Annotated in this window: 24 protein-coding genes; 13 read left to right on the forward strand and 11 right to left on the reverse strand. The window is 73.4% G+C overall.

What is annotated here, in order from left to right; translation table 11 throughout:
* Positions 1–11: 11 nt before the first annotated feature.
* Positions 12–239, forward strand: a complete 228-nt coding sequence (locus ACIRQF_RS08950; RefSeq protein ID WP_382484927.1) for a hypothetical protein — start codon at positions 12–14, stop codon at positions 237–239.
* A 330-nt stretch (positions 240–569) separates the two neighbouring features.
* On the opposite strand, the gene ACIRQF_RS08955 is transcribed toward ACIRQF_RS08950, so the two are convergent.
* Both ACIRQF_RS08955 and ACIRQF_RS08960 read right to left on the reverse strand, forming a co-directional pair.
* Positions 570–1,907, reverse strand: a complete 1,338-nt coding sequence (locus tag ACIRQF_RS08955) for an MFS transporter (RefSeq protein WP_404091741.1) — start codon at positions 1,905–1,907, stop codon at positions 570–572.
* 259 nt (positions 1,908–2,166) lie between these two features.
* Positions 2,167–3,126: an adenosine kinase gene (locus ACIRQF_RS08960; RefSeq protein WP_404091744.1), complete on the reverse strand. Its 960-nt coding sequence runs from the start codon at positions 3,124–3,126 to the stop codon at positions 2,167–2,169.
* 342 nt (positions 3,127–3,468) lie between these two features.
* Here ACIRQF_RS08960 and ACIRQF_RS08965 point away from each other — a divergent pair, with 342 nt between their 5' ends.
* Together ACIRQF_RS08965 and ACIRQF_RS08970 are read left to right on the forward strand one after the other, a co-directional pair.
* Complete coding sequence (locus ACIRQF_RS08965) at positions 3,469–4,683, forward strand: aromatic acid exporter family protein (protein WP_404090172.1); 1,215 nt, start codon at positions 3,469–3,471, stop codon at positions 4,681–4,683.
* Positions 4,684–4,791: 108 nt separating this feature from the next.
* Entirely contained in the window at positions 4,792–5,211 is a 420-nt protein-coding gene (locus ACIRQF_RS08970; protein WP_404090174.1) for an archease, read from the forward strand.
* Between the two features lie 49 nt (positions 5,212–5,260).
* Here the strand turns inward: ACIRQF_RS08970 and ACIRQF_RS08975 are convergent, their stop codons facing one another.
* The gene (locus tag ACIRQF_RS08975; RefSeq protein ID WP_404090176.1) at positions 5,261–5,938 is read right to left on the reverse strand and encodes a response regulator; all 678 of its coding nucleotides are present in this window, start codon (positions 5,936–5,938) and stop codon (positions 5,261–5,263) included.
* Positions 5,935–7,164 carry a sensor histidine kinase gene (locus tag ACIRQF_RS08980; RefSeq protein WP_404090178.1) on the reverse strand — a complete coding sequence of 410 codons (1,230 nt, stop codon included), beginning with the start codon at positions 7,162–7,164 and terminating at the stop codon, positions 5,935–5,937. The genes ACIRQF_RS08975 and ACIRQF_RS08980 overlap by 4 nt, the downstream gene beginning before the upstream one ends.
* 367 nt (positions 7,165–7,531) lie before the next feature.
* Between ACIRQF_RS08980 and ACIRQF_RS08985 the strand changes: the two genes are divergently transcribed.
* Positions 7,532–9,769, forward strand: a complete 2,238-nt coding sequence (locus ACIRQF_RS08985) for an MMPL family transporter (RefSeq protein WP_404090180.1) — start codon at positions 7,532–7,534, stop codon at positions 9,767–9,769.
* A gap of 592 nt (positions 9,770–10,361) precedes the next feature.
* Positions 10,362–11,447: an NUDIX domain-containing protein gene (locus tag ACIRQF_RS08990; RefSeq protein WP_404090182.1), complete on the forward strand. Its 1,086-nt coding sequence runs from the start codon at positions 10,362–10,364 to the stop codon at positions 11,445–11,447.
* A gap of 85 nt (positions 11,448–11,532) precedes the next feature.
* Here the strand turns inward: ACIRQF_RS08990 and ACIRQF_RS08995 are convergent, their stop codons facing one another.
* On the reverse strand, positions 11,533–12,267 hold the full coding sequence (locus tag ACIRQF_RS08995) for an SDR family oxidoreductase (protein ID WP_404090184.1): 735 nt from the start codon (positions 12,265–12,267) through the stop codon (positions 11,533–11,535).
* A gap of 92 nt (positions 12,268–12,359) precedes the next feature.
* On the opposite strand from ACIRQF_RS08995, the gene ACIRQF_RS09000 reads away from it, so the two are divergent.
* Positions 12,360–13,223, forward strand: a complete 864-nt coding sequence (locus tag ACIRQF_RS09000) for a LysR family transcriptional regulator (protein ID WP_404090186.1) — start codon at positions 12,360–12,362, stop codon at positions 13,221–13,223.
* Between the two features lie 90 nt (positions 13,224–13,313).
* Here the strand turns inward: ACIRQF_RS09000 and ACIRQF_RS09005 are convergent, their stop codons facing one another.
* Positions 13,314–13,724, reverse strand: coding sequence for a hypothetical protein (locus tag ACIRQF_RS09005; RefSeq protein WP_404090188.1), 411 nt, complete (start codon positions 13,722–13,724; stop codon positions 13,314–13,316).
* Positions 13,725–13,919: 195 nt separating this feature from the next.
* Here ACIRQF_RS09005 and ACIRQF_RS09010 point away from each other — a divergent pair, with 195 nt between their 5' ends.
* The gene (locus tag ACIRQF_RS09010; RefSeq protein ID WP_389758363.1) at positions 13,920–14,351 is read left to right on the forward strand and encodes a hypothetical protein; all 432 of its coding nucleotides are present in this window, start codon (positions 13,920–13,922) and stop codon (positions 14,349–14,351) included.
* An 87-nt stretch (positions 14,352–14,438) separates the two neighbouring features.
* Here the strand turns inward: ACIRQF_RS09010 and ACIRQF_RS09015 are convergent, their stop codons facing one another.
* Entirely contained in the window at positions 14,439–15,017 is a 579-nt protein-coding gene (locus tag ACIRQF_RS09015; protein WP_404090190.1) for a hypothetical protein, read from the reverse strand.
* A 275-nt stretch (positions 15,018–15,292) separates the two neighbouring features.
* Between ACIRQF_RS09015 and ACIRQF_RS09020 the strand changes: the two genes are divergently transcribed.
* A complete protein-coding gene (locus tag ACIRQF_RS09020) occupies positions 15,293–15,595 on the forward strand; it encodes a hypothetical protein (protein WP_376634853.1) in 303 nt (100 codons plus the stop codon).
* A gap of 146 nt (positions 15,596–15,741) precedes the next feature.
* Positions 15,742–16,290, forward strand: a complete 549-nt coding sequence (locus tag ACIRQF_RS09025) for a GNAT family N-acetyltransferase (RefSeq protein ID WP_382484955.1) — start codon at positions 15,742–15,744, stop codon at positions 16,288–16,290.
* Between the two features lie 114 nt (positions 16,291–16,404).
* On the opposite strand, the gene ACIRQF_RS09030 is transcribed toward ACIRQF_RS09025, so the two are convergent.
* Both ACIRQF_RS09030 and ACIRQF_RS09035 read right to left on the reverse strand, forming a co-directional pair.
* Positions 16,405–18,258, reverse strand: a complete 1,854-nt coding sequence (locus ACIRQF_RS09030) for a glycerol-3-phosphate dehydrogenase/oxidase (RefSeq protein ID WP_404090193.1) — start codon at positions 18,256–18,258, stop codon at positions 16,405–16,407.
* Entirely contained in the window at positions 18,255–18,872 is a 618-nt protein-coding gene (locus ACIRQF_RS09035) for a TetR/AcrR family transcriptional regulator (protein WP_382484959.1), read from the reverse strand. The genes ACIRQF_RS09030 and ACIRQF_RS09035 overlap by 4 nt, the downstream gene beginning before the upstream one ends.
* 224 nt (positions 18,873–19,096) lie before the next feature.
* Here ACIRQF_RS09035 and ACIRQF_RS09040 point away from each other — a divergent pair, with 224 nt between their 5' ends.
* Both ACIRQF_RS09040 and ACIRQF_RS09045 read left to right on the forward strand, forming a co-directional pair.
* Complete coding sequence (locus ACIRQF_RS09040; protein ID WP_404090196.1) at positions 19,097–20,707, forward strand: FAD-binding oxidoreductase; 1,611 nt, start codon at positions 19,097–19,099, stop codon at positions 20,705–20,707.
* A gap of 372 nt (positions 20,708–21,079) precedes the next feature.
* Positions 21,080–21,961, forward strand: coding sequence for a YegS/Rv2252/BmrU family lipid kinase (locus ACIRQF_RS09045; RefSeq protein ID WP_404090198.1), 882 nt, complete (start codon positions 21,080–21,082; stop codon positions 21,959–21,961).
* A gap of 171 nt (positions 21,962–22,132) precedes the next feature.
* Here the strand turns inward: ACIRQF_RS09045 and ACIRQF_RS09050 are convergent, their stop codons facing one another.
* Together ACIRQF_RS09050 and ACIRQF_RS09055 are read right to left on the reverse strand one after the other, a co-directional pair.
* Positions 22,133–22,984: a TauD/TfdA family dioxygenase gene (locus ACIRQF_RS09050; protein WP_404090200.1), complete on the reverse strand. Its 852-nt coding sequence runs from the start codon at positions 22,982–22,984 to the stop codon at positions 22,133–22,135.
* Between the two features lie 273 nt (positions 22,985–23,257).
* Complete coding sequence (locus ACIRQF_RS09055) at positions 23,258–24,097, reverse strand: YqjF family protein (RefSeq protein WP_404090202.1); 840 nt, start codon at positions 24,095–24,097, stop codon at positions 23,258–23,260.
* A gap of 359 nt (positions 24,098–24,456) precedes the next feature.
* On the opposite strand from ACIRQF_RS09055, the gene ACIRQF_RS09060 reads away from it, so the two are divergent.
* Entirely contained in the window at positions 24,457–25,356 is a 900-nt protein-coding gene (locus ACIRQF_RS09060; RefSeq protein WP_404090204.1) for an NAD-dependent protein deacetylase, read from the forward strand.
* 195 nt (positions 25,357–25,551) lie between these two features.
* The gene (locus ACIRQF_RS09065) at positions 25,552–26,592 is read left to right on the forward strand and encodes a vWA domain-containing protein (RefSeq protein WP_376634869.1); all 1,041 of its coding nucleotides are present in this window, start codon (positions 25,552–25,554) and stop codon (positions 26,590–26,592) included.
* Positions 26,593–26,705: the final 113 nt, after the last annotated feature.

Here is a 26,705-nt window from a genome sequence, read left to right on the forward strand (position 1 = left end):
AAGGCGGACCCATGAAGTCCAGGATTGTCGGTAGCGTGCTGTTGGCCGGGGCTGTCGCCCTCGGCTCCGCCGGTGTGGCCGCGGCCGACGGCCCCGGCGACGGTGACGCGCCGGCGCCGCGGCCCGCGGCGGCGGGCGATGTGTCGGCCGCGCCCGCGGCGGCGCAGAGCGCGCCGGCCCTCGGCGACGTTCCCCTGTCGGGCAACTCGATCTCGCCGCTGGGCACTCTGCTCGGCTGACCACCCGCACCATGGCGCGGACCGCGCCCGGAGCGTGCCTGATCCGGGCGCCGGGCCGGCCGTGCCGGTCCGCGTGCCTGATCCGGGCGCCGGGCCGGCCGTGCCGGTCGGCCTGCCTGAGCCGGGTGCTGAGCCGGCCGTGCCGGTCCGTGTGCCTGAGCTCGGCGCCGGGCCGGCCGTGCCGTTCGGCCCGGCGCCGAGACGACATCACCGTCCTCTCGAACGGCTACTCGTCCCCCGTGGGCCCGGCGGACGAGTTCACCTACCTGGAGTGGCCCCGGAGCTGAGCCGGGGCCCTCCCTGCCGTGGACCGCTCCAGGGGACAGACCGTCACGGGCGGGCAGTGCTCGTGCGTCCGGCCGGAATGGCGTGCCGGGCGAGGGCGGCCGCGCCGAGGTAGGCGAGGGTGCCGGCGGCCATGCTGATCCGGACGCCCGTGCCGTGGCCGGCGGTGGCGAGGAGACTGCCGCCGAGCGCGACCCCGGTGGCGCTGCCGATCTGGCGCGTCGTGTTGAAGAGGGCGGAGGCGGCACCGCCGTACGCGGGCGGCGCGGCACCCATGACGGTGGTGGTGGTGCCGGTGAGCGCGAAGGAGGTGCCGAAGCCGGCGGCCGTCATGAAGAGGGCGAGCAGCGGGTAGGCGGTGTCGGTCCCGGCGAGCGCCCAGCCGGCCAGGCCCAACGCCCCCAGCAGCATGCCGGCGACGACCAGGGGCCGGTGACCGGTGCGGGCGGCGAGCCGGCCGGACAGGATGGAGGCGAACATGGTCACCGCCACGGCCGGGAAGAGCGCAAGCCCGGTTTCCAGGGCGCTGAAGCCGCGCTGTTGCTGGAACTGCAGGCTGGCGGTGAACACCATGCCGTAGAAGGCGAAGTTGAAGAGCAGGCCGATGACCGCGCCGCCGGCCAGGGGCCGTGAGCGCAGCAGTTCCAGCGGGAGGGCGGGCGAGCGGGCCAGCCGTTCACGCAGGACGAAGGCCGCCGCGGACACCGCGGCGAGTGCCAGGCCGGTGACCACGACCGGATCGGACCATCCCCGCCGGCCCGCCTCGTTGAGGGACGCCGTCAGCAGCGCGACCCCGGCGACGACCGCGCACTGCGCCGGCCAGTCCAGTGCCCGGCCGGGGTTCCGGGGCGAGGCGGCGACGTACCGAAGGGTCAGCAGCAGGCAGGCGGCGCCGACGGGCAGGTTGATGACGAACACCCACCGCCAGCCCACGGTGGAGACGAGCAGGCCGCCCAGCAGCGGCCCTGCCGAGGCTGCGATGCCCGCCATCGAACCCCACAGCCCGAAGGCCCGCGAGCGTGCGGCCGGTGCCGGGTAGGCCTGCTGGAGCAGGGCGAGGGAACCGGGCACGATCAACGCGGCGCCGAGGCCCTCCGCCAGCCTCGCGCCCACCAGGGCGGCGGTGTCGGGTGCCAGTGCGCAGCCGGCGGAGGAGAGGGTGAAGACGACGACGCCCCAGCAGAACACCCGGCGGTTGCCGAGCCGGTCGCCGAGCGCGCCGCCGGTCAGCAGGAACCCGGCGAAGACCAGGGTGTAGCCGTCGGTGATCCACTGGATTCCGGTCAGGGAGGCCTGCAGTTCCCTGCCGATGACCGGCACGGCGACATTGAGGATCGTGACGTCCAGGATCACCATGAAGTAGCCGGCGCAGACCGCCGGCAGCGGCGCCCAGGCCCACCCGCCGTCCGCCCGTTCCGGAGGCTCCGGCGGCGAGGACCCGGCATCGCCGGCCGACTTGCCGTTCTCCACGGGCCCGGCTCCTCTCCGTCCGCGGGGGCGTCACGTCAGGAGGCACAGTAGGCCGCGCGAACGCCGGCGGCCGGGAGCCGCCCGGAAGCGACCGGGTGGGATTTCCGGACGGGTCCGACCCCACGGCAGGTGGCCCTCCGGCGGTTCTGCCCCCGCTTCGCCGTGGCGCCCGTCAGTGACCGCCTGCAGCGCCGCGCAGCCGGGCCACCTCCGCCAGGAGTGCGTCACGCCCGATGGCGTCGGCACGGGTCGAGGGCACGGTGCAGGCGTACGCCCCGGCCACGGCGCCGTGCAGGGCGCAGGTGAGGACCGGCGCACCGGCGAGCCAGGCGTGGAGGAATCCGGCGACGAAGGCGTCGCCGGCGCCGTTGCTGTCGACGACGGGAGCGGGCGGGCTGACGGCGGGGATGTGCACGAGTTCGGCGTCGGGCCCGGTGAGGAGGTGGGCGCCGGCGGCGCCGGACGTCCCGATGACCGCGGAGGCGCGGCCCCGGGCGGCGATGTCCCGCAGGGTGCGCTCGGGGTCGTCGAGCGCGGTGGTGGAGAGGAACACGAGGTCGGCGGTGAGGGCGAAGGGCTCGTGATAGGCGTCGCGTCCGTCCCAGTCGTGCAGGTCGGTCGAGATCGTGACACCCGAGTCCCGCAGCTCGGGCAGGGCGTGGGCGCAGGGCTGGGTGAGGGACACGTGCGCGTGCCCGCTGCGGGCGGCGAGCGCCTTGACGACCTGCGGGGGCAGTCGGTCGTCGTCGCGGCCGCGGGTGGCGTCGTAGAGGGACAGCCGACGGCCGTCGGGACCGACGAGGTTCACGGCCCGCTTCGTCCCGGCGGGTTGGCGCACCTCGGTCAGCGGGATGCCCTGGTCCCGGTGGAAGCCGCGGACGAGGTCGCCCTCGGGGTCGGCGCCGAGCATGTCCAGGTGATGGGTGCGCAGCCCGAGCCGGTGCAGCCCCAGCGCGACGAAGTCCCCGGTCTGTCCGGCCCGGGTCACGATGCCGGGCCGGATCATGTGGCTGTCGGCGTACGGCAGGGGCAGTTCGGGGACGTACACGATGGTGTCGACCCCGGCGCCTCCGAGGACGAGGACGTCGATGTCGGCGTCGGCGTCGGCGTCGACGTCGACGTCGACGTCGATGTCGACGTCGGCGTCGGCGTCGGCGTCGACGTCGACGTCCGCGTCCGCGTCGGCGTCGAGTTCGCTCTCGGTGGCGAGGTCGAGGTCCGTCTCGGCGTCGACGTCCGGGCCCGGGCTCGTGTCCGCATCCGCATCCGCATCCGCGTCCGTGTCCGGGTCCGTGTCGGCATCGATGCCGGCGTCGGTGCCGCCGGCGAAGTTGCCAGCGTTGTCGAGGGCGCTGTCGCTGCTGGTCATGCGGGGCAGTCAAACAGCGGACCTCGCGCCCTGCAAGATCCTTCACCACCTTTCTGTAAGAGTGGGGGCGGTGTGGACTCGCGTCCGCAGGGCAGGAGGGACCAGATGGCACAGCTCAGCGGACGGACCGCCCGGTACGCCCACGTGGCGAAACGGTTGCGGCATGATCCCTTCGTCGTCCAGACCCTGCGCTCCACGGCGGCGGCGACACTGTCGTACGTCGCCGCACTCTGGCTCAGCAGCGAGCCGGCGCCACTGACGGCACCGCTGACCGCGCTGCTCGTCGTGCAGGTCACGCTCTACTCGACGCTCACCACGAGCCTGCGCCGGGTCAACTCCGTGGTCGTCGGCGTCCTGATCGCCATCGCGTTCAGTGTCATCGTCGGGCTGTCGTGGTGGAGCCTCGCCCTCGTGATCCTGGCCTCCCTCGTCGTCGGACGGTTCGTGCGGGTCGAGGAGTTCATTCCCGAGGTCGCCATCAGCGCGATGCTGGTCCTCGGGGTGACCCAGGTCGCCGCCACCGCCTGGGACCGCGTCCTGGAGACCATGATCGGGGCCGTCGTGGGACTGCTCTTCAATCTGCTGCTCGCCCCGCCCGTGTGGGTGGACACGGCGAGCGACTCGATCGGAGACCTCGCCCGGCGCATGCGCAGGCTGCTGCTGGACGTGGCCGAGGAGTTCACCGGGGCACCCCCGGTGGAGCGCGCGGCGGCCCGGCTGCTCGAGGCCCGGCGGCTCGACAACGACGTGGCCGACGTGGATGCCGCGCTGCGCACGGCCGAGGACAGCCTGAGGTTCAATCCGCGCGTCAAGGAGGGCCTGCTGCACCGCATCGTGCTGCGCACCGGGCTCGACACCCTGGAGATCTGCGCCGTCGTCCTGCGCGTTCTGGCCCGCAGCGTCACCGACCTCGCGAAGGCGCGCGCCGGCGAGCCCCTGCTGCCCCGGCCGACCGCTCTCGTCCTGCAGGAGACGGCCCAGCACACCGCAGACGCCTTCGTCAGCTACGCCGTCCTCGTCACGGCCCCGGACACCCGGGCCGCCGAGGCGGCCGAGACGCGGCTCGCGGGCGAACTGCGAGCCGCCCGCGCCCGCCGCGCCCGCGCGGCCGAACTGCTCCTGGCCAGCGCCCTGCGGGAGCCCGGCCATTGGCAGCTCTACGGCTCCCTGCTCGCCGAGTTCGACCGCGTACTCGACGAACTCGACCCCGAACACCGGGGCCGCCGCCTCATGGAGGAACTCGACCGCCACGCGCGCGAGCGGCGCGAGCGGCGACGCCGCCTGGCCCCCGGGTCCGGCCCGGCGCCGGCAAGACGCTGACCACGCCCGTACGGGTGGCGCGACGCGTGCGCCCCGGAGGGCCGGGTAGACGACGGGCATCGGGGCCTGGAGCGTCCGGCGGGGCCCGCGAGGACTGCGGAGGTGCACATGGCCGCAAATGGCCACCGATCGGTGCCGCACGCCGCCGACGCGCGTGTGCAGGCATGGGGCTCGACTCGCGAGGCCTGTCTGGCGGAGGCGGTGCTCGGGATGGTCGAGTGCTTCGCCGAGGTGTCGGGCGTCCGGCCCACCGCCGTGGACCGGCTGCTCTTCGAGCCGGGCAGCGACGAGGACCTGCTGGCCGAACTGCTCGACGAGATCGTCCTGGGGCTCGAGGTCGCCGGCCGGGTCCCGGTGGACGTGGAGGTGGAGACGGCCGACGACGGCGGCCTGGAAGTGCGGGCGGCAGTCGCCCCGCTCACGGACGTCGACGTCGTCGGAGCCACGCCGAAGGGCGTCTCCCGACAGGGGCTCCGCATCGGTCCGGATGCGCGGGGCTGGTCGTGCACGGCGATCGTGGACGTCTGAGCGGGCGCTGCCACGCGGCCGGAAGTTCGCGCTGCGGCCGGCCCCGGTGTCACGCCTCCCGACGAGCCGCTACCAGGCCCGATTCGTACGCGGCGATGACCGCCTGGGCCCGGTCGCGAACGGCGAGTTTGGCGAAGAGACCGGTGATGTGGTTCTTGACCGTGGAGGCGCTGAGGCCGAGCCGGTCGGCGATCTCCGTGTTGTCCAGACCGGTCGCGATGAGCCGCCACACCTCCCGCTCGCGGGGCGTGAGCCCGTCGGCGCTCGCGGGCGCCGGGGGTGCGACGGCGGGCGCGGACGCGGTGACGTGGCGGGAGATGAGACGGGTGAGCAGTCTGGGCGCGAGGATCGCCTCGCCGTCGCGGACGACGTGCAGGGCGGCGACCAGGTCCTCGGGCGAGATGTCCTTGGGCAGGAAGCCACAGGCCCCGGCACGCAGGGCGGCCACCACGTGCTCGTCCATGTCGAAGGTGCTCAGGGCGAGAACGCGGCAGTCGGCGAGTTCCGCGGTGAGGCGCTCCGTGGCGGCGATGCCGTCGAGGACGGGCATGCGGATGTCCATGATGACCACGTCGGGCCGGTGCTCGTGGGCCAGGCGCACCGCCTCCGCGCCGTCGGCGGCCTCGGCGACGACCTCGAAGTCCGGTTCCGGGGCGAGCATCAGGGCGAGGCCGCGACGGACGAGGGGCTGGTCGTCGGCGATGAGGACGGTGACGGGCGGGGTCACGCGTACGCCTCCTGGCGGTCGGTGGGCAGGGGCAGGGGCAGCCGGGCGCGTACGGTGAAACCGCCGTCCCCGGGGCCGGCGTGCAGCGTGCCTCCGTGCAGCGCGACGCGTTCGCGCATGCCCATGAGACCGTAGCCGGAGCCGCGCGCGGCCGGTTGGTGGTCGGGAAGCCGGCCGTCATCGGTGACGCTGACGCGTACCTCCTGCGGTGCGTAGGTGAGGAGGACGTCCACCTTCGCGCCCTGGCCGGCGTACTTGCGTGCGTTGGTGAGGGCTTCCTGGACGATGCGGAAGACGGCGAGCGCGACGCTCGGCGGCAGCGTCCGGGGGTCGCCCTCGGTGGTGAGGGCGGTGGGCAGGCCCGCCCGGCGGCTGTCCTCGACGATGCGGTCGAGGTCGTCGATGCCGGGCTGCGGCGCGGTGGCCTCGCCCTCGTCGTTCTCGTCGCCCGCGCGCAGCACGTCGAGCAGGTGGCGCATCTCGTGCAGGGCGGTACGACCGGAGCCCTCCAGGGTGATGAGGGCCTCGCGGGCGGTCTCGGGCGACCGGTCGAGGTTGGCGCGGGCGCCGCCGGCGAGCAGCTGCATGGTCGTGAGGTGGTGGGCGACGATGTCGTGCAGTTCGCGTGCGATGCGGCGGCGTTCGTCGGCGACGGCCCGGTCGGCGAGCAGCCGCCGGTGGGTCTCGGCGTTGCGCTGCCAGCGGTCGACGGCGACGGCGGCGCCCGCGACGAACAGCCCGGACGTGGCGTTGCCGGCGAAGTCGAGCAGCGACCGCGCGGGCAGGAACGGGTGCACGAACTGGAGCAGCGCGATGCAGCCTGCGACGGCCAGGGCCCCGACGGCGGCACGGTGGTGGCGTACGACGGTGAAGAGCGCGACGACGGTCGCGGCGCCGTAGTGCTGGCCCACCGCACTGAACCAGTTGAGCGACAGGTTCATCACCAGGACCCCGGCCAGGACGCACAGCGGGGCGCGACGACGGGCGACCAGCAGCAGGGAGGCGCCGACCACGACCAGGCAGCCGGCCGCCGGCACGTGGCCCTGGTCCATCTGACTGGTGACGGTGAAGCCGACGAGGTCGACGGCGGCGGCACCGACGGCGACGAGCCCGTCGTGCTGGCTCCACAGTCCGGAGCCGCGACGCCGTGAACGGGCGGCGCTGCTCCCCGGAGCCACCGCGCCCCGTATCCGGCCCAGGCGTGTTTCGCCCTCGCGCCGCTTCATGTCGCCCCCTGGGTGCTTCCCGTGAGATCGCCGCGGTGGCGTACTGAGCTGCGGCTTGTCCGTCATGCGCCCCATTGTGTCAGCGCCGTGTGCTGCTCCGGGTCGGGACCCGGGGGGATCGGGTACCGGGAGCAGGCTCCCGGTCGTGGAACGGCGGGGGGCCGTGGTCCCAGGCGGATTCTCGTCCCCGGCGCCGAGGTCCGGGCCGATCACCGCTGATGTCCTGGAGGGGTACCGGGAGCCGCCCGGTACGCGGCGCGCCACCCCTGCCTCGCAGGCGGACCTCGTACGTGTTTCGTGCGCGGAATCGTTCCGGCGGCCGCTGACCTACCCGCCCCCTTACCCGCACCCGCACCGGAGGACTTCCGTGATTCGCGCCCTGACCGGATTCTCGACCCGCAAACCCTGGCGGGTGATCGCCTTGTGGGCGGTGCTCGGCATCTTCGTGTCCCTCATGGGCCAGGTGCTGGTCTTCCGTGTGACGCAGACCGACAGCGCGGGCTTCCTGCCCTCGGAGTACGACGCGGCCGCGGCGCTGCACGTCGCCGAGGAGAAGTTCGGCGCGAAGCCGGACGCCGGCACGGTGACGGTCCTGGTGGCCCGGCGCGACGGCAAGCCGCTGGCCGACGCGGACCGGCGCCGGGTGGGTGAGGTGGCGCGCGGGCTGAGTGCCGAGCGCGTGGAGATGCCGTGGAGCGAGGAGGAGATCCGCGGGCTGTCCAAGGACTACTCCCAGGTCCCCTCGGTGGCCCCGGCGATGACCGCGCCCGACGGGTCGTTCGCGCTGCTGAGCGCGCGCCTGCTGGGCAATACGACCGATCCGGGGATGCACGCCCTGTACCGGGCCTTCCAGGACCGTGCCGAGCAGGAGTTCGGCGACGCCGGGCTGCGTACCGGGTTCACCGGTGGCGTGGCGGACGTGGTGGACCGCGCGGATGCGGAGAAGAGCACGCAGACGGTCGTGGGTCTGGTGATGGTCGGCCTGATCGTGCTGATCAACGTGCTGGTGTTCCGCAGTGTGCTGGCCGCGTTCGTGCCCCTGTTCGCGGTGTCCGTGGTGGGCGGCGCGGCGGCCGGCACGGTGGTGGGGGCCGCCCTGCTGACGGGCTTCGACCTCGACCCGGGCACCCCGAGCCTCATCGCCACGGTCCTCGTCGGCATCGGCGTCGACTACTTCCTCTTCCTGCTGTTCCGCTTCCGCGAGGAGCTGCGGAAGCGGCCTGAGGCGGACCACCGGGAGGTGGCCGCGTTCGTCGCCCTCCGGGTCGGCACCGCGGTGACGTCGGCCGCGCTGACGATCGTGGCGGCCTTCGCCACGCTGGGCGTGGCGACGTTCGGACAGTTCCGGGTCCTCGGGCCTTCGGTGGCCGTGGCGGTGCTGGTGATGCTCCTCGCGAGCCTGACGCTGATGCCGGCTGTGCTCGCGGTGGCGGGGCGGCGGATGTTCTGGCCGTCGCGGAGCCTGCGGAAGGCCGAGCGGCCCGGTACGGCCGGCCGTACCGGAGACCTGGTGGCGCGCCGCCCGATGCTGGTGCTGACGGCGTCGATCGCGCTGCTCGGCGCGCTCGCGGTCGGGGTGACGGGCGTGCGCATGGACTTCACCACCGGCGGCACCCCGCAGGAGACGGCGGCCGCGGCGACGGCGCGGGAGATCGCCCGCGCCCTGCCGCCGGGGGTCTCCGACCCGACGACGGTGTACGTCACCGCCGAGGCCGGGCACACCTTGGACGCCGCCGCGCTGGGCGACCTGCCGAAGGCGCTGTCCCGGGTCGAGGGCGTGGGCAAGGTGAGCTCCCCCGTCTTCAACGCCGATCGCACCGCCGCACGCCTGGACACGTACCTGACGGCGGACGCGCAGAGCCAACGTGCTCGCGACCTCGTAGCGGGACCCGTGCGCGAGGCCGTGCGGGAGGCGACGCCGACCGGACTGACGGCTCATGTGGGCGGCACGGCGGCCGTGTTCGCCGACGTGGCCACGGCCGTCGACGAGGACCTGCGGACCGTGTTCCCGGTGGCCGCGGCGCTGATCGCGCTCATCCTGCTGGTGCTGCTGCGCAGCCTGCTCGCTCCGGTCGTCCTGATGCTCGCGGTCGGACTGTGCTTCGCGGCGACGTTCGGCGCCTCCACGCTGGTCTTCCAGCACCTCGGGGGCGAGCCGGGCGTGAACTTCGTCCTGCCGCTGGTCCTGTTCCTGTTCGTGGTGGCCCTCGGCACGGACTACAACATCCTCATCAGCGACCGGCTGCGCGAGGAGATGGCCCGGCCGGGCACGGCCCGCGCCGCGGTGGCCCGGGCGGTACGGCACACGGCGCCGGCGATCGCCACGGCGGGCCTCGTCCTCGCCGCCTCCTTCGGCAGCCTCGCGGTGAACGCGGAGCCGTCCACCCGACAGATCGGCTTCGCCACGGCCCTGGGCATCCTGCTGTCGGCCTTCGTCCTGTCCCTCCTGCTGGTGCCGGCGGCGGCGGCACTGCTGGGGCGGGGCATGTGGTGGCCGGTGCGGCGGGGGCACCGGGCGGAGCCCGGATCGGATGAGAGGCGGGCGGAGAGGGAGCAGGAGCGGAGGGGGTCGGGCGTCGAGGCAGGGGCGGGGGCGGGCCGGTAGAGGCCCCTCCTCAGGCCCGACTTCATCGGGGCGAACGACACAGCGGGAGCCGGGCGGCACAGCTCGGCTCCCGCTGTGCTCGGCTCCCGCTGTCCTCGGCTATCGCTGTGCTCGGCTCCCGCCGTGGTCGGCTCCCGCCGTGCTCGGCTATCGCTGTGCTCGGCTCCCGCCGTGGTCGGCTCCCGCTGTGCTCGGGGCAGCTCGGGCGCGGCCCTGGGGCGGGGGCGCGCGTTCGACGCCCGGTCGTCCGGACACAGAGGAGGGCACGCGCCCCCTCTCCAGGGAAGCGGACCAGGACCTTCCCGGCATTTCCGTACCCGCTTCTGGGCATGAGTCCCCTCTCCCCTCATCTGAGGAGCCGGCATGAATCCGTTCCCGCCAACCCCTGCTCGGGGTGTTCGCCCGCCTTCGGCCGACTCGTCGCCCCCATCCGCGCGTTCCGGCCCGACGTGGTGGTCGGGCACGACGCCCTGAGCCGGGCGACGGGCCACCCCGACCACGTACGCACGCACCGGATCACCCTTCTCACCGTCGAGGCGGCCGGCCTGGCCCACTGCCTTACCCCGCTGAATCCCCACCCCCCTGGAGAACGATGACCCCGACTTCCACCCCCGACGAACAGCCGGGCCCGGCACTGACCGACGAGGAGTACGGGGCGCTGCGCGCCTCGGCCGCCTTGTGGGCCGGCACGTCCGTGCTGATCACGAACACGCTCGGGCAGGTCATGGTCCAGCACGTCGACTACCTGGAGACCTGCCTTCTGCCCGGCGGGGCCGTGGACGCGGGCGAATCGCCCGCCCGCGCGGCCGCTCGCGAGCTGCACGAGGAGCTGGGTGTCACGGCTGTCGTCGACCAAGGCCTCGCGGTCGACTGGGTGTCCCGCGCCACCATGGGCGCACCGCCGGCGCTGCGGTTTCCCGGCGAGTTGCTGCACGTCTTCGACGGCGGGACGTGGGACGACGCCAGGATCGACGCCGTCCGACTCCCTGAACGCGAGATCAAAGCGATCGACTTCGTCGAGCCGGCCCGTCTGGCCGACCTGATGGCGCCCCGCGACGCCCGCCGCGCCCTGTCCGCGCTCCGTGCCCGCATCAACGGCGCCGGCGCGGCGATCCTGGAGAACGGCGTCCCGATCGCCCCGGGCGTCCTCGATCGCCTTGGCGCCCTGAGCACTCCGCGGCCCCGTGACCACTCCCCCTTCCGGCGTGGCCCGGCCCCGGACGGTCTTCCCGTCGGCCCGTGTTCGGGCTGGCTGTTCGCGCCCGACGGCCGAGTACTGCTCCTCCTCGACCCGGACACGGGCGCCGCTGCCCTGCCCGGTGGCCCGCCCGTACCCTCGGACGACGGCGACGCGCTCGCCACGCTGATCCGCACCGTCGCCGACAGCGCCCTCGCGCACCTGACCGATCCGGTCCGCGTCGGCCATCTGACGGCCCCGGCCGCACCCGTGGCCCACGTGCGGTGGGCCGCACGCCTCACCGGCCTCGGCCCCGAAGCGGCAGCGGGATCCCGCTGCCGACGGATCCTCGCCACACCCGAACAGGCCGTACAGCTCTTCGACTGGGGACCGCGGACGGCCGACCACCTCGCCGCCGTCCTCCAAGCCCGAGAACGCTTCGCCCTCCCCCGAGCCGCACTTCAGGCCGTGACCGAACTCGCCCACCCCGTCGCCTGGTAGTCCTCCGACTCGCAGGCACCGCACCGCAGTGCACCGCACCGCACCGCACCGCACCGCACCGCACCGGGCGAGGACGGGTTGGTGATCACCAGGGGACGACGCCGGCGTCCTCGAAGAACGAACCGGTGGGTCCGCCCTCGGGCAGGGTCGCGAGCCGGATCGCTGTGGCCGCGCCCTGTTCCGGAGTGCGGGGGCCCTGGAAGCCGGTGAAGTCGGTGGCGACCAGACCCGGGCAGGTGGCGTTGATCAGGATGTTCGTTCCGGCGAACTGCCGGGCGTACTGCACGGTGAGGGCGTTGAGGAACGACTTCGACGGCGCGTAGGCCGCCATGATCGGGATCTCGATGTCCGGGTCCGTCTGCCGGGCCAGGGAGCCGACGCTGCTGGACACGTTGACGATGCGTGGCGAGGCAGAGCGCCGCAGCAGTGGCAGCATCGCGTTGGTCACCCGGACGACACCCATGACGTTGGTGTCCACGACCGCGCGGAGCACCTCCAGGTCGAGCGCGGTCGGGTCCTGCACCCAACCCGGGCCCATCTCCCCCGAGATGCCGGCATTGTTGACCAGGGCGTCCAGGCGCCCGGCCCGCCGTTCGACCAGTTCCGCGGCATCGGTGACGCTCTGGTCGTCGGTCACGTCCAGCGGGACCCCGAACGCGTCCACGCCGACGGCGCGCAGCTTCCCGACGGCGGATTCGCGCCGGGCGGCGTCGCGGGCTCCGACGCCCACGCGGTACCCGAGGCTGCCCAGCCCGGCCGCGATCTCGTACCCGATGCCCTTGTTCGCGCCGGTCACCAGCGCGATCATCGTTTCGCTCATGCCGATGATGTTGGCTCGCGGACGAGTGGCGCGGCCAACACCGATACGGTGTCCTGTCATACCTGCCAGGTATCACCGCGTATGCTGCGGCCGTGGACACCCTGGAGACCCGCGAGTTGAGGTACTTCGTGGCCGTCGCCGAGGAACTGCACTTCGGGCGTGCCGCCGAACGCCTCGGCATGGCCCAGCCGCCGCTGTCGCGCGCGATCCAGCAGCTCGAACGGCGCCTCGGGGTCTGTCTGCTGCAGCGCAACCGCCGTGGCGTCCGCCTGACCGGTGCCGGCGAGGTGCTGTTGCACGAGGGACGGGCGGCCCTCGACGCGACCGCTGCCGCCGCCCGCCGCACCCGGCGCGCCGGCGGTGCCGACAGCCCGGACGGCCCCCGCGGTCGGCTGGTCCTCGCGGTGAAGGCCGCCGCGTCCCACGAACTGCTGCGTCAACTCCTCGACGCCTACGCGGCCGAGCCCGACAGTGCCGACATCGAGGTGCTGCCGTGCGGCATCTCCGAGCAGGAGGAGCTGCTGCGTGACGGACGCGCTGATGTCGCCCTCATGCACACGCCCTGGAACTCCCTCGCCGGGTTCGACAGCGAGGCACTGACGACCGAGGGGCAGGTTGCCGTCCTGCCTGCCGGGCACCCCCTGGCCGCCCGCGGGACCCTGTCCCTGGCCGATGTCAGGAACGTCCCCGATCTGCCGCTCGCCCGCTGGCCCACCCACGGCACCTACGCACCCGGACCGGGCCCCGAGATCCACAACCAGACGCAACTGGCCCAGTTGATCGCCCTCGGACGCACCGTGGCGGTCGTCCCCGACTCCGCCCGCTCCTGGCTGTGGGCCGAGCACACGGCCGTCCCCTTGACCGACGCGCCTCCCGTCGTGACCCACATCGCCTGGCCCGCCCACAGCCGCTCCCTCGCCCTGGCCGGCCTGATCCGCACGGCCGCACGGCTGTGACCGTCCTGCCCCCATCGGTCAGGACCCGAGAAGATCGCTGTTCAGTCGGCGGAACGCTCGCCCACGCCGGCCGCGCCACATCGCCCGCCCCTACCAGGGCGCGAGAACCCTCCTGGCCTGTTCGGCGACGGAGGGGTCCGCATCGGACACCAACGCGGAGGCGAGGGTGTCCAGCCGTTCGCAGCCCTCGTCGGACTGGCGGAAGACATTGGTGAGGGCGGCGGCGAGATGATCCCCCGCGTCGTCGTCGGCCACCGCGCGTGCGGCGAGGACCAGTCGCAGTCCGCAGACGTCGCCGCGCCCGAGCAGCGCTTCCGCCGTCTCCTGGGTCACCGCCGTGTCCTGCCCGTCCAGCAGCAACCGGTGGAGCACCCCGGCCACTTCAGGGTCCTCCGCCGCGTTCGCCAGCCGCCGGCCGGCATCCGCTCTGAGGGACCACGACGTGGAGCGGGCATCGTGAAGGGCGGTCGACACGTCGTCGCCAGGGGCGGAGTGGTTCATGGCCGCCATCCTGTCATGTACGCCTGTCCGGCCACGCGCGCCTTCTCCGTCTGGGCCGCGCGACAAGCTCACGGTGCGCCAAGCCCCGAGGCCCGCCGGATCGCGGGGTGGCCGTAGTGCCTGAGCCGCACGGTCGCCACCGTGGTGAGGGGAAATTCCGCTGCCTGCGGCTCCGTCCGTCCCTACGGTGGAGCCGTGAAGAACGATCGACGCCTCCGCCGCCTCGTCACCGACCGGGGAACCTGGTACTGGTCGGTGCGGCAACGCCTGCGCCCCGCCTACGAGGACTGTTCCCTGGCGTTGTCCTTGTTCCCGGATCCGGCGCGCCGTGGAGGGCGGTCCGGACGGCGCCTGTCGTTCGTGTTCCGGCCCACGCCGGACCGCGTCATCTCCCACTGCTACTTCGAGTCGGGCACGGCCATCCGGCTGTCCGACCGAAACCATCTCAACCTCTACGAACCAGGGACGGTACGGCGCCTCCTGGAGGCCGCCGCGCCCGTCCTGGACCTTGGGCCAGGACGGAAGAACGTCGAAGTGGACGGCTGGACCTACTTCGACAAGGTCGTCGACGACCTCGGTCACGGACCGACGTGCGCACCTGGGCGGCGCGCCGTACCGTCGCAGTGACACCCCGATGGGTGCTTCTCCAGGCGGCCTCGCGTAATTCGCACGGCGCGGGGCCCGCCCAGAACCTCGCCCGCACGAGGTGGACGGTCAACACGCGCTGCGCGCGGCGTCCTCGAAGGCCTCTCGTGTCATAGCGCCCCGCGCGGTCAGTACCTGCCCCGGGGGCAGCGCGGCCAGTTGTCCGGCGTCGAAGGTCACCAGACCGTTGTAGACGTAGGAGTCACTCGGGTCGGCGAAGCCCAGCTCGTACTCGTAGCCCGGCCGCAGGGTCTGCGGGCCCCTGCTCACGGCCTTCCACGCCGTCGGCGGCGAGAAGAGGGGGAAGTCCGCGGCCTCGTGCAGGCCGGCGGTGTCCCAGCCGATCCACGGTTGCGCCATCGCGGACGCCTCGCCCGCGGACGCCTCGGCCTCGGCGTCCTGCTCCTCCGCGTCCGCAGTGGCGCCGTCCGGAGCCTCCGTAGGCAGTCTGCCCTGCAGCCACGGACCGCGGATGCGGCCGTCCTCGTCGCACGCTCTCAGCAGCGCGTGCGGCGTCCCGTCCCCGTCCAGGTACACCGCGGCGAGCGGGCGCAGTTCCGGTGAGCAGGCCGCCACCGACACCATGATCGCGCCCACCAGGGCCGGGACCGGCCAGGACCGCCCCCACGTCGCCTTCCACCGGCTCATCCGGCTCCCCCTCCCCTTCCGTCCCGGCGTGCAGTCTCGCAGGCGACTCCCTCATCCGTGCTGCCGTCAGCCGGCCACCCGGTGAAGCCCGGACGAGCGCCACCTTGCGCCGCGGCACGGTCACGCCCCTTCCTTCCCGCCGCCGGTCCACCAAGGACCGCATACGACCCGTGCATGGTTGAACCGGACACGTTCCAGGGCTCGGTGGCACCGGGTTGCCTGCTGCGAGACGATGGTCGAGGGGCTCCAAGCACCCGACGCCGGGGAGCGCAACCATGAACACCAAGCCCGCCTGCGGGCCAGAACGCGACCCTGACTTCTTCGAAGAAGTCGACAAACTGTTTGCCAGGCACCCCGAGGCAGCCAAGCGGTATGCGGTGACCTGCAGAAGGTTGGAGCTCGAGATCCTCAAGATCGACTTCAAGAAGCAGGTAGGGGTCACGCGCATCGACGACGGCCGCATCGTCACGGAGTTCGTCGATCGCGACACCGTCGAGGCCACACGCTCGGCGCACCACGCCTGCTGTGAGTGGCCCCGCAACGACGACGGCAAGTGCAACAAGATCTGTCCGGAGTGAAGCAGGCCGCGGAACACGGCCGGGCCGGTGGGGGCGTACGCTACCCGGTCAGGTGAGCACCGCCTCTGCCCCGGCCCGTGAGGCGTCCGTACGGGCGGTAGAGCCTAGCCCGGGTACCCCTCGGCCCACTGCCCTAACGTTGAGGCATGATCAAGACGCCGTCACGGGTTGAACTGCACCCGCTCACCCTTTCCGACCAGGACGAGTTCTGCACGCTCGTGCGGGCCAGTGCCGAGCTGCACCATCCGTGGATGCAGCTGCCGGCCGACGCCGGGGAATTCCACGCCTGGATGCGCCGCTTCGACGACGGCAGCAACCGGGGCTTCCTGATACGCGTCCGGGAGACCGGCGCGGCAGCCGGCATGGTGAACGTCAACTCGATCATCAGGGGCCGCTATCAGGGCGCGTCCCTCGGGTACGCGGCCTTCGCGCCGTCCGCGGGGCACGGTTACGTGACCGAAGGGCTGGCCCTCACCCTGCAGCACGCCTTCACCGACCTGCGGCTCCACCGGCTGGAGGCCAACATCCAGCCCGGGAACAAGGCGTCCCTGGCCGTCGTCCGGCGACTGGGCTTCCGCTACGAAGGCGTCTCGCCCGCCTACCTCTACATCGACGGGGACTGGCGGGACCACGAACGCTGGTCCGTCACCGCACCCACGCCCTGGACGCCCGACCCTTCGCTCCCGGCCGTCTGATTCGTACGGCGCTCCCCGGGAAACGAGCACGACCCGGGTCGTGCCTGATGGTCCATCAGGCACAGCCCTTGTCGTCTCGTCTCCAGGGCAGGGCTGCCGTCCGGAGCGGCTCGGTCACGGCAGCGCGTCCTCGATGATCTCCCTCACGGCGGCCAGGGCTTCGGCACGGTCCTCCGGGACCAGGCCGATGCGCGTGCGGCGGTCGAGGAGGTCCGCCTCGTCCAGGGCGCCTTCGTGGCGGGCCGCCCAGAGGACTTCGGCGCCGGTGACGGGGTGGCCGGGCAGGAGCGGGGCCGCGAGGTCAGGGTGCCGTTCGGCGAGGGCGTGCACGGCCTCGGCCTCGGTGCCGTAGCGCTGGACGAGGCGACGGGGGGCACGGAGTGCGGAGAGCGTGCGCGGCGTGGCGGCGCCCACGAGGGGAAGGGTGGCCGTGGGTGAGGGGCCCGCGGGCAGATTGTGGGTCGCCACCGCGGCGTCGACGGCGTCCTGGGCCATGCGCCGGTAGGTCGTGAGCTTGCCGCCCACGACCGTGGTCACCCCGACGGAGGACGTCAGGACGGCGTGGCGGCGGGAGATGTCAGCGGTGCGCGGGGCGGCGCCGGGCCGGGTCGGCGGCGCGTCCAGCAGGGGGCGCAGTCCGGCGAAGGCTCCGACGACGTCCTCGCGGCGCACCGGACTGTCCAGGACGGAGCCGAGGACGTCGAGGAGGAAGCCGATGTCGGTCTCGGGGACCTCGGGGACGTCGGGGATGTCTCCGTCCACCGGCTCGTCGGTGAGTCCGACGTAGACGCGGCCGTCGCCCTGGGGCAGGACGAGCACGAAGCGGTTGGTCTCACCGGGGATGGGGATGTGCAGGCCGGCCGGGAGCGGGCCGAGGTGCTCGGAGCGCAGGACGAGGTGGGTGCCGCGGGAGGGGCGGATACGCACGCCGTCGACGAGGTCTCCTGCCCACACTCCGGAGGCGTTGATGACGGCGCGGGCGCGGATCTCGCCTTCCTGGCCGGTGAGTTCGTCGCGTATGCGGGCGCCGGTGGAGGTCAGGTCGAGGGCTCGGACCCGGGTGAGGATCCGGGCGCCCTGCGCCGCCGCGGTGCGGGCCAGGGCGGTGACCAGGCGGGCGTCGTCCGTCACGCGCCCGTCCCAGGACAGCAGGCTGCCCCGCAGGCCGTCGGCGCGCAGCGCGGGAGCGAGGTGGCGGGTCTCGGCGGCGGAGAGGCGGCGTGGTGCGGGCAGCGTCGCGCGGGCGGTGCGGGCGGCCAGGCGCAGGGTGTCGCCGGCCCGGAATCCGGCCCAGGCCAGGGTTGCCTGCGCGCGGCTGACCATGGGGGTCAGGGGCAGGACGAACGGCTGGGCGCGTACGAGGTGGGGGGCGGTGCGCTCCATCAGGATGCCGCGTTCGACGGCACTCTCGTGGGCGACGTCGAGCTGCCCGGAGGCCAGGTAGCGCAGGCCGCCGTGGATGAGCTTGGAGCTCCAGCGCGAGGTGCCGAAGGCGAGGTCGTGGGCGTCGATGGCGACCACGCTCAGCCCGCGGGCGGCGGCATCGAGGGCGGCTCCGGCACCGGTGGCGCCCAGGCCGACGACCAGCACGTCGACGGTACGGCCGTCGGTGGCGCGGGCGAGGTCGTCGGCACGGCGGGCGGCGTTGAGCGAGGAACCGGCTGCGGTCGGGGAGGCCGCGGTGGCCGGGCCGCCGGACGGGCGGGACGGCTTCGCCGCGCTCGCGCGAGCGGACGGACGGGCCGCGCGGGCCGGAGCAGCCGGACCGGCCCCGCGAGGCGAACCGGCCGCACCGGCTCCACCGGCCGGACCCGCCGAGGTCTCCGGACGCGCCGGACCTCCCGAACCGGCCGGAGTCGCCGGGCTGGAACAGCCGGCTGCCATGGGACCGCTCGGGTTCGAGGATCCGGTCGCGGAGGCGCCGGTCGGGCCCGGGGATCCGGCTGCGGTGGGGCTGGTCGGGCTCATGGGGTGAGGATCCTTTCCAGGAGGGTGTGCAGCTCGGCGTAGAAGGCCGCGCCGTTCAGCTCGTCGTCGTCCTCGTCCGTCATGGTCCGCAGCGACAGGGCGAAGGACTGGACGGTGAGCAGGACGGCGCGTGCCTGGCGTTCGGGGTGGGTGGTGCGGACCGAGCCGTCGGCGTGCCCTTCGCGGAGGGTGGCGCCGAGCAGTTCGAGCAGGGCGTCCTGGCTGGCACCGCGGCGGTCGAGCATGTACGGCAGGAGCAGCTCGGGGTCGACGTCGAGGATCTTGTGGAAGAGCGGGTGCGTGCGGAAGGCGCGTACGCCTGCCACCAGTCCGTCGACCATCCGGGTGCGGGTGTCGGTGCCGGCGCGGGGTTCGGGCATGGCGCCTGTCGCCACGTCGATCCACTCACGGGTCATCAGGTCGCCGACGAGGGAGCGTACGTCGGGCCACCGCCGGTACAGCGTCATGCGGGAGACTCCGGCCCGGCGGGCGACGTCGGTCATCGTCGTACGGCGGACGCCGACGGCCATGACGCAGTCGCGTACGGCGTCGAGGACGGCGTCGTTGTCGGAGGGGCTCTGGCGAACCGAGTGGTTGTGACGGTTGGGCGTCATGTGTAACAGTGTAACGCCCCTGGGGATCCCCGGGGCGGCCACATCCCCTCGACACCACCTCGACCTGGCGGGCTCGGCACGATCCGGCTCGACATGACGGGTCGCGTACACCGCGACGACATGGCCGGGCTCGGCGCGACCGAGACCGGTACGACCGAGGGGGCGGCTCGCCCGAGAGGTTCCTGGGGCCGCATCCCTCGAAACGACCGATGAGGACGACAGGCATGGACATGCTGTTCAACGGCTGGGGCGACCCGGCCAAGGCGACGCCGCTGCCCGAGGCCGTGACCGGCCTGCTGCGCGACTGGCTGGGCGTCAAGCCGCTCACCGCCGCGTCGTCCCGGCTGGAGGAGATCACCCTCCCGCTGCCCGCGCTGGACGACGCCGCGCACCAGGCCCTGCTCGCGGCCGTCGGCGGCCGCGAGGACGGCGTGCGGGTGGACGCCGAGAGCCGTATCCGGCACACCCGCGGCAAGTCCACCCCGGACCTCGTGCGCATGCGGAACGGCGACGTCGCCGAGGACGCCCCGGCGGCCGTCGTGCTGCCCGCCGGCCACGACGAGGTGCTCGCCGTGCTCGGCGCCTGCGCCGCACACGGCCTGGCGCTCGTCCCGTTCGGCGGCGGCACCTCGGTCGTCGGCGGCCTGGCCCCTCAGGCGCGGGCCGGGTTCGTCGCCCTCGACCTGCGGCGGATGAACCAGCTGCTCGACATCGATCCCGTTTCGCGCACCGCCACCCTGCAGCCGGGCCTCAGGGCACCCGAGGCGGAAGCACTGCTCGCCGGACACGGCTACACCCTCGGCCACTTCCCGCAGTCCTTCGAGTGGGCGACCATCGGCGGCTTCGCCGCGACCCGCTCCAGCGGGCAGGCCTCGGCGGGCTACGGCCGCTTCGACGAGATGGTCCTCGGCCTCACCCTCGCCACACCCCAGGGCACCCTCGAGACCGGCCGGGTCCCGCGCTCGGCCGCCGGTCCCGACCTGCGCCAGCTGATGCTGGGCTCCGAGGGCGCGTTCGGCGTCATCACCGCCGTCACCGTCCGGATCCGGCCCGTTCCCGAGGTGCGGCGCTACGAAGGCTGGCGCTTCGCGTCCTTCTCGGAGGGTGCCGCCGCCCTGCGCACGCTCGCCCAGGACGGGCCGCGCCCGACCGTGCTCCGCCTCTCCGACGAGACCGAGACCCTCATCGGCCTCGCCCAGCCCGACGCCATCGGCGCGGCTGCCGGCTCCGGCGACACACCGAGCGCTGGTTGCCTCGCCATCGTCGGCTTCGAAGGCACCGAACAGGACACCACGCAGCGCCGCGAGGCGGCCGCCGCCGTCCTCACCGCCTGCGGCGGGACCTTCGCCGGCGACGAGCCGGGCGAGCGCTGGGCGCACGGACGCTACTCCGCCCCGTACCTGCGCGACTCGCTCCTCGAGACCGGTGCCCTCGCCGAGACGCTGGAGACGGCCGCCTACTGGTCGCGCCTTCCCGGCCTGTACACCGCCGTACGCGACGCGCTCACCCACACGCTCACCGAGGCCGGGACACCGCCCCTCGTGATGTGCCACATCTCGCACGTGTACGAGAACGGCGCCTCCCTGTACTTCACCGTGGTCTCCGCCCAGGGCGACGAGCCCGTCTCGCACTGGACCCGCGCCAAGCACGCCGCGAACGACGCCATCATCACGGCCGGCGGCACCATCACCCACCACCACGCCGTCGGCACCGACCACCGCGACTGGTACGTGCGCGAAGTCGGCGACCTCGGCATCGCGGCCCTCCGCGCGGTCAAGGACCGCCTCGACCCGGAAGGTCTGCTGAACCCGGGCGTACTGCTGCCGACGGACTGACGCGGCGGCGGGGACGCCAGGGCCGGGGCTACCAGGCCTGGCGCCGTTCGCGGGCCTCGTACGCCGGGGCTCGTTGGACGGGGCTCGCGCGGCGGGGCCCCAGGCTCGCGCCGCGGGGCCCCAGGCCCTGGCGGCGGGGCTCGCGGGCAGGGCGGGAGCCCGCGAGCCCGGCCGGCCGGAAGCCGGCTCGCGAGCGGAACCGGCCCCGCCACCCGGACCGGAGCCCCCGCCTCCCTCCCCCGCATCCGTCACGAGCTCCCCCTCCCCCGGCCCGTTCTGCGGGGCAGCCGCCTGCCCACCAGGGCCCCATCGGCACACACGCACCAACTCCCTCACCCGCCCGGCACCACCCCCTTCGCCCGGAGGCATCTGATGCGACAGTTCACGGCCGTCGTCAACCCCACCGCGGGCAGCGCCACCGGCGCAGCGGCCCTGCTGAAGGTCGCCCGGCTGTTGCGGGAGGCAGGCGCCGGCCTGGACACCGAATACAGCCGGAGCCTCGCGCACGCCCGCGAGCTCGCCCTGCAGGCCGCCGAGCGCGGACGGGTGGTACTGGCCGTCGGTGGAGACGGCATGGCCGGCGGCATCGGCGGTGCGCTCAGCGGCACCGGGGCGCTGTTCGGACTCGTACCGGCAGGACGCGGCAACGACTTCGCCCGCGCGCTGGAGCTGCCCACCGAACCCGAACAGCTCGCGCGCCTGCTCCTCGAGGGCGATCCGCGCCCCGTCGACACCGTCGAGGTCACGTCCGCCGTCCACGACCGCACCGTCGTGCTCGGCAGCCTCTACGCGGGCATCGACGCGCTCGCCAACCGTCACGCGAACCAGGCCCGCCTGCTCCGCGGCACGGCGTCCTACTACGCGGGGGCCCTGCGCGCGATCACCACCTGGCGCCCGACCCGCTACCGCGTCACCGTCGACGGTCACGAACACGCCTACACCGGATACACCGTGGTGGCCGCCAACTCCGGTTACTACGGCTCGGCCCGTCACATCGCGCCGGGCGCCCGCCTCGACGACGGCCTCCTGGACGTCGTCATGATCCACGACGCTCCGCGCCGCCTGTTCTTCTCCCTGATGCAGGAACTCGACACCGGCAGCCACATCCACCGCCCCCAAGTACGCGTCGTCCAGGGCAAGGAAGTACACATCGAGGCCGACCGCCCCGTCCCGTACGGTGCCGACGGCGAGGTCGAAGCCTCCCTCCCCCTCACCGCCCGCGTGCTCCCGGGAGCCCTCCAGGTCCTCCACTGACCCGCCTGAGGGGGCGGCAACGAGACCGACCGCGTTCCGCTGTCGCCGACCTGCACGACGTCGGACATCCGTCGTGCGCCGGGCCGAGCCGCCCTCAGCAGGCGGTCCCCGGCCTCCTCGCCGATGTGGCGCTCGACGGAGTTCGCCGCCGCATCGGGCCCGGGCCGCGCGTCAGTCCGCCCAGACGCGCGCGTAGCAGCGTCCGGTTCCCGGCTGACCGCTGTCCCGGAAGGGTCTCCTGCCGTGCAGCACGGCGGAGTTGTTCACCAGCAGAAGGTCTCCACGATGCAGCGGCAGGCTCAGCACCATGGCCGGATCGTGGAGCAGCCCTTCCATCGCGCCGAGGGCATCACGCCGCGCCGGGCCGAAGGGTGTGCCCGTCTCCTCCTGGCCGCGCCGGATCCAGTAGCGGTTGTAGTGCACCCGTAGAGTCCTGCCGTCGAGACGGAAGACCGGACGGACGCGGTCGAAGTCCGGGCCGCGGCCGAAACGGAAGTCCCGGGAGAGTTCCCGCAAGGCTTCCGGCCGTTCGGCGGCGAGGCGCTCGTGCAGGGCGGGACCGCTGGCCAGAAGGGACTCACCGCCCTCGGAGGCCGGCCTGACGCACAGGAGCGCCAGAAGCCGGGGCGGCCGGGGGCGCTCGCCCCGGTCCATGTGCGGGAGGAGAAGCTGGGCGTCTCCGTCCGGGGTGACCGAAGCTCTCGCATCCGGCGTTCGCGGGACGGCGGGGGCCGTCGCCGCGGTCAGGAGTTCGCCCGCGGACCGCTGGAGACGGAACCCCACCGGGGCACACACGTGCCCGACGATCTGCGCACACCGTTCGACGCACTGCTGCTCGGTGAGTCCCCCGAGTTCCAGACCCCGGACCAGGACGAAGCCCGTTCCCCGCCAGAGACGGGCATTGACCTTCTCCGCCCATGCTTCGTCAGGCTGCGCCTCCGGCGCCGGAAGCAGCCACTCCTCTCTCTTCAGTGCGGCCGGAACCCAGCTCAACGGTCGCTCCAGCATGCGGAGTTCGGTCATCGCGGCCCCTCCTCCGTACCACCCATCCACCCGCCCTGCCGGCGGGCGCCCCTTGACAGACTGGCGGCGCCAGAGCTGTTTCAAACCGGGCAATGCGGTGGCGCCCCCGCTCCTCGCACGGCCGGACGGCACGAGGTGGCAGGCGAAGCGGCTCAGCTCTGCAGGGCGTCCTTCACGAACACGATCCCGTCGCTGCCCGCCGGACGGGCCGGGTCGAAGGGGGCGTATCCGAACGCGAGATCTTCGACCGTCTGATCTGAGGGAGGAGCGTGATCAGGGCTCCGAGCGTTCCGCCGGGGCCGCCGACGACTCCCGGGCGGGCGCCGGGCGCTGGGCCGGGATGCGGGGCGGGCTGCCGAAGCGGACCGGGACGCCCGGTGAGTAGAGCACGCTGACCGGGTCGCCGGGCGGGCGGGTCAGGCCGGCCGCGGCCAGCAGGTCCTCCTCGTACGAGAGCAGTTCGGCGCGGTGCAGCGGCCAGCGGGGATGCGTGTTCGGCAGGTACAGCGGACGCCCGAAGCAGGAGCTGTGCATGCCCCAGCGGGCGGTGAGGAAGTGCTCGAGGTCGGTCGGGTGCTCGATGCGTTCCCCGACCCGCACGGAGAGGGCGCTGCGGGCGCCCCGCGGCCCGGGCCAGCGCCGGTGGCTGGTGTACGTGAGGGTGTCGCCGTCCTGCCGGACGCCCATCTTCGACCAGACGTACGGGATGCGGAACGCCCAGCGGCCGATCGCCACCGGGATCAGCCGGGAGGCGTCGAGCGAGCGGAAGACCACCCCTCGGCGCCCGTGCTCGTCCACGGAGTAGAGCCGGACGTTCGTCTCCGGGAAGCTGCCGAGGTACGGAATGCCCGGGAGGCGGAACCAGCCGACGCGATGCATCCGGAAGGCGACCAGGCCGGCGTACGTGACCCCGTCGTGGGTGTCGGGGACGGTCCCGGGCGGGAGCAGCGGCGCCACGTCGGCAGGATCCACGGCCCAGTGCAGAAACGCCAGGTCAAGCCATGACTGGGTCAGCAGCGCGGGCTTCGCCTCGTGCCGGGGATCGGCGGTGATGGGCTCGGGCCCGGGTGCGGGGCCGGGCGCTGGCGCGAGGACTCGCGTGGGCGGCTGCATCGCAGCAGTATGACAACCCGCGCGGAGGCGGCGACACGACCGTACGGCGGGCCGCCGACGGCGGGGGCCACGCGCCATCGGGGGGCGACCGGATCCAGCCCTCCCCGGGCACGTGCCGGCCGGCCGTGCCTTCGAGGCCGGGCTCGGGGCACCTCCGATCCGCTCCGACACGGGCCATACGCCGAGCATCGCCGGAGGGCTCGTCACTCTCCGCGAGTAGCCGATTCCGGCTGCGTGACGGCGGGCCGGTCGGGCGCGAGGCCTTCGGGGCCCCGCCCCCGCCGGGCTGCTCCCGGTTGCCGTCGACGGTCCCGGGCGGCGGCCGGGCGGTCGCCCGGGTGGTTGCGTACCCTGGCGGCATGCGCACGCGGCCCACCTTGAGCTGGACCCCCACCGAGGACCTGCCGCCCGGTACCACGGACCTGGGGCCGGTCGCCGACGCGCTCGCCGCCGGCAAGGTGCTGGTGCTGAGCGGCGCGGGGATCTCCACGGAATCCGGCATCCCCGACTACCGGGGCGAGGGCGGAAGCCTGAGTCGGCACACCCCGATGACCTACCAGGACTTCATCGGCGGCACGCAGGCCCGTCGCCGGTACTGGGCGCGCAGCCACCTCGGCTGGCGCACCTTCGGCCGCGCCGTGCCCAACGCGGGGCACGGAGCCGTGGCCGCGTTCGGGCGGCACGGCCTGCTGGGGGGTGTGATCACCCAGAACGTCGACGGCCTGCACCAGGCCGCCGGCAGCGAGCGCGTGGTGGAGCTCCACGGCAGCCTGAGCCGGGTCGTCTGTCTGTCCTGCCAGGCCGTCAGCACGCGGCACGAGCTCGCCGGGCGGCTGGAACGGGCCAACCAGGGTTTCGAGCCGGTGGCCGCCGGAATCAACCCGGACGGTGACGCCGACCTCACCGACGAGCAGGTCGTGGACTTCCAGGTGGTGCCCTGCACCGTCTGCGGCGGCGTCCTCAAGCCCGACGTCGTGTTCTTCGGCGAGTCCGTCCCCCCGCGGCGCGTCGAGCACTGCCGAGCGCTGGTACGGGAGGCGAGCTCGGTACTGGTCCTCGGCTCGTCCCTGACGGTGATGTCCGGGCTCCGGTTCGTCCGCCAGGCGGCCGAGGCCGGCAAGCCGGTTTTCATCATCAACCGGGACCCGACGCGAGGCGACCGGCACGCCGTCAGCCGCGTCGCGCTTCCTCTCGGCATGGCCCTGACCAGCCTGGCCGGCCGTCTGGACGTGCCTCTCGACGCACGGCGGGCATCCTGACCCTGGCCCCGCAGCGGCGTCGCGTGCCGTCGGACGGGCGCGGCCGCCCCCGTCCCGGTGGGCAGGAGGTGGCGCGCCGACCGGCCGACCTTTCCCCCCGCAGGGGGCCGTCAGGGCCCCTCCCGTGACCAAGGTCGATTGTCAGTGGTGGGTGAGACGGTAGGGCTACCGATTGGGAAAGAGGGGGAGCCACCCGTGTCCGGAAGCCAGAACTACATCAACCACGTTGCCCTCGTGCTGGATGCCAGCTCGTCCATGTCCCACCTGAGCGGCAAGGTCGTCGAGGTCGCCGACCAGCAGATCGAGTATCTCGCCCGTCGTTCCCGGGAGTTGGACCAGGAGACCCGCGTCACGGTGTACGTCTTCGCCGACAAGGTGGAGTGCGTCATCTACGACAAGGACGTGCTGCGGATGCCGTCGCTGAAGCAGCTGTACCGGGTCGGCGGGATGACCGCGCTGCTGGCGGCCGCGCTCAAGTCGCAGCACGAGCTCGCCCAGACGGCCCAACTGTACGGCGACCACAGCTTCCTGACGTTCGTGCTGACCGACGGTCAGGAGAACGCGAGCCACCGCTGCCCCGACGCCCCCAGCAAGAAGCCGCGGCAGCTCGTCGAGGCCGTGGCCGGGATGTTCGAGACGCAGCAGGACAACTGGACGGTCGCCGTCCTCGTGCCGGACCAGATGGGCAAGCGCGAGGCCATGCAGTGCGGATTCCCGAAGGACAACATCGCCGTCTGGGACGCCACGAGCACGCAGGGCCTGGAGGAGGCCGGGCAGGTCATCCAGGAGGCCACCGAGAAGTTCATGGTGGGCCGCACGAAGGGTATCCGCGGATCGCGGGCCGTGTTCTCCGTGGGTGCGGAGGCCGTCAACAAGGACACCATCAAGGCCGCCGGCCTCACCCCGGCGGATCCGTCCGCCTACCAACTGGTCCCGGTGACGCGTGACGTGGCGATCCGCGAGTGGGTCATCGAGTCCGGGAACACCTACCGCACCGGATGCGCCTTCTACCAGCTGAGCAAGTCCGAGAAGATCCAGGCACGCAAGCAGATCGCCGTTCTCGAGAAGAAGACGGACCGCGTGTACACCGGACCGGAGGCGCGCGCCCTGCTCGGCCTGCCGGACGTCGAGGTCCGCGTCAAGCCCGACCACAACGACGACTTCACCATCTTCGTCCAGAGCACCAGCGTGAACCGCAAGCTCGTGCCCCAGACCCGGCTGCTGATGATGATCTGACGGCCCCGGAACTCCTGGCCGGGCCTCCGGAGACATCGCCGTCCCGGCGCCCGGCCATGGAGCCGGCGAGGGAGGAGGAACGCCGGCCGTCGGGCCGTCAGGCCGTCAGGCCG

It is taken from the genome of Streptomyces sp. NPDC101191, assembly GCF_044767915.1.
Classification (GTDB): Bacteria; Actinomycetota; Actinomycetes; order Streptomycetales; family Streptomycetaceae; genus Streptomyces.

Bases quoted from the DNA above. Each gene is read 5' to 3' on its own strand.
- ACIRQF_RS08950 (WP_382484927.1), top strand. From the start codon at position 12: ATGAAGTCCAGGATTGTCGGTAGCGTGCTGTTGGCCGGGGCTGTCGCC.
- ACIRQF_RS08965 (WP_404090172.1), top strand. From the start codon at position 3,469: ATGGCACAGCTCAGCGGACGGACCGCCCGGTACGCCCACGTGGCGAAA.
- ACIRQF_RS08970 (WP_404090174.1), top strand. From the start codon at position 4,792: ATGGCCGCAAATGGCCACCGATCGGTGCCGCACGCCGCCGACGCGCGT.
- ACIRQF_RS08980 (WP_404090178.1), bottom strand. From the start codon at position 7,164: ATGAAGCGGCGCGAGGGCGAAACACGCCTGGGCCGGATACGGGGCGCG.
- ACIRQF_RS08990 (WP_404090182.1), top strand. From the start codon at position 10,362: ATGACCCCGACTTCCACCCCCGACGAACAGCCGGGCCCGGCACTGACC.
- ACIRQF_RS08995 (WP_404090184.1), bottom strand. From the start codon at position 12,267: ATGAGCGAAACGATGATCGCGCTGGTGACCGGCGCGAACAAGGGCATC.
- ACIRQF_RS09005 (WP_404090188.1), bottom strand. From the start codon at position 13,724: ATGAACCACTCCGCCCCTGGCGACGACGTGTCGACCGCCCTTCACGAT.
- ACIRQF_RS09015 (WP_404090190.1), bottom strand. From the start codon at position 15,017: ATGAGCCGGTGGAAGGCGACGTGGGGGCGGTCCTGGCCGGTCCCGGCC.
- ACIRQF_RS09020 (WP_376634853.1), top strand. From the start codon at position 15,293: ATGAACACCAAGCCCGCCTGCGGGCCAGAACGCGACCCTGACTTCTTC.
- ACIRQF_RS09025 (WP_382484955.1), top strand. From the start codon at position 15,742: ATGATCAAGACGCCGTCACGGGTTGAACTGCACCCGCTCACCCTTTCC.
- ACIRQF_RS09030 (WP_404090193.1), bottom strand. From the start codon at position 18,258: ATGAGCCCGACCAGCCCCACCGCAGCCGGATCCCCGGGCCCGACCGGC.
- ACIRQF_RS09035 (WP_382484959.1), bottom strand. From the start codon at position 18,872: ATGACGCCCAACCGTCACAACCACTCGGTTCGCCAGAGCCCCTCCGAC.
- ACIRQF_RS09040 (WP_404090196.1), top strand. From the start codon at position 19,097: ATGGACATGCTGTTCAACGGCTGGGGCGACCCGGCCAAGGCGACGCCG.
- ACIRQF_RS09045 (WP_404090198.1), top strand. From the start codon at position 21,080: ATGCGACAGTTCACGGCCGTCGTCAACCCCACCGCGGGCAGCGCCACC.
- ACIRQF_RS09050 (WP_404090200.1), bottom strand. From the start codon at position 22,984: ATGACCGAACTCCGCATGCTGGAGCGACCGTTGAGCTGGGTTCCGGCC.
- ACIRQF_RS09055 (WP_404090202.1), bottom strand. From the start codon at position 24,097: ATGCAGCCGCCCACGCGAGTCCTCGCGCCAGCGCCCGGCCCCGCACCC.
- ACIRQF_RS09060 (WP_404090204.1), top strand. From the start codon at position 24,457: ATGCGCACGCGGCCCACCTTGAGCTGGACCCCCACCGAGGACCTGCCG.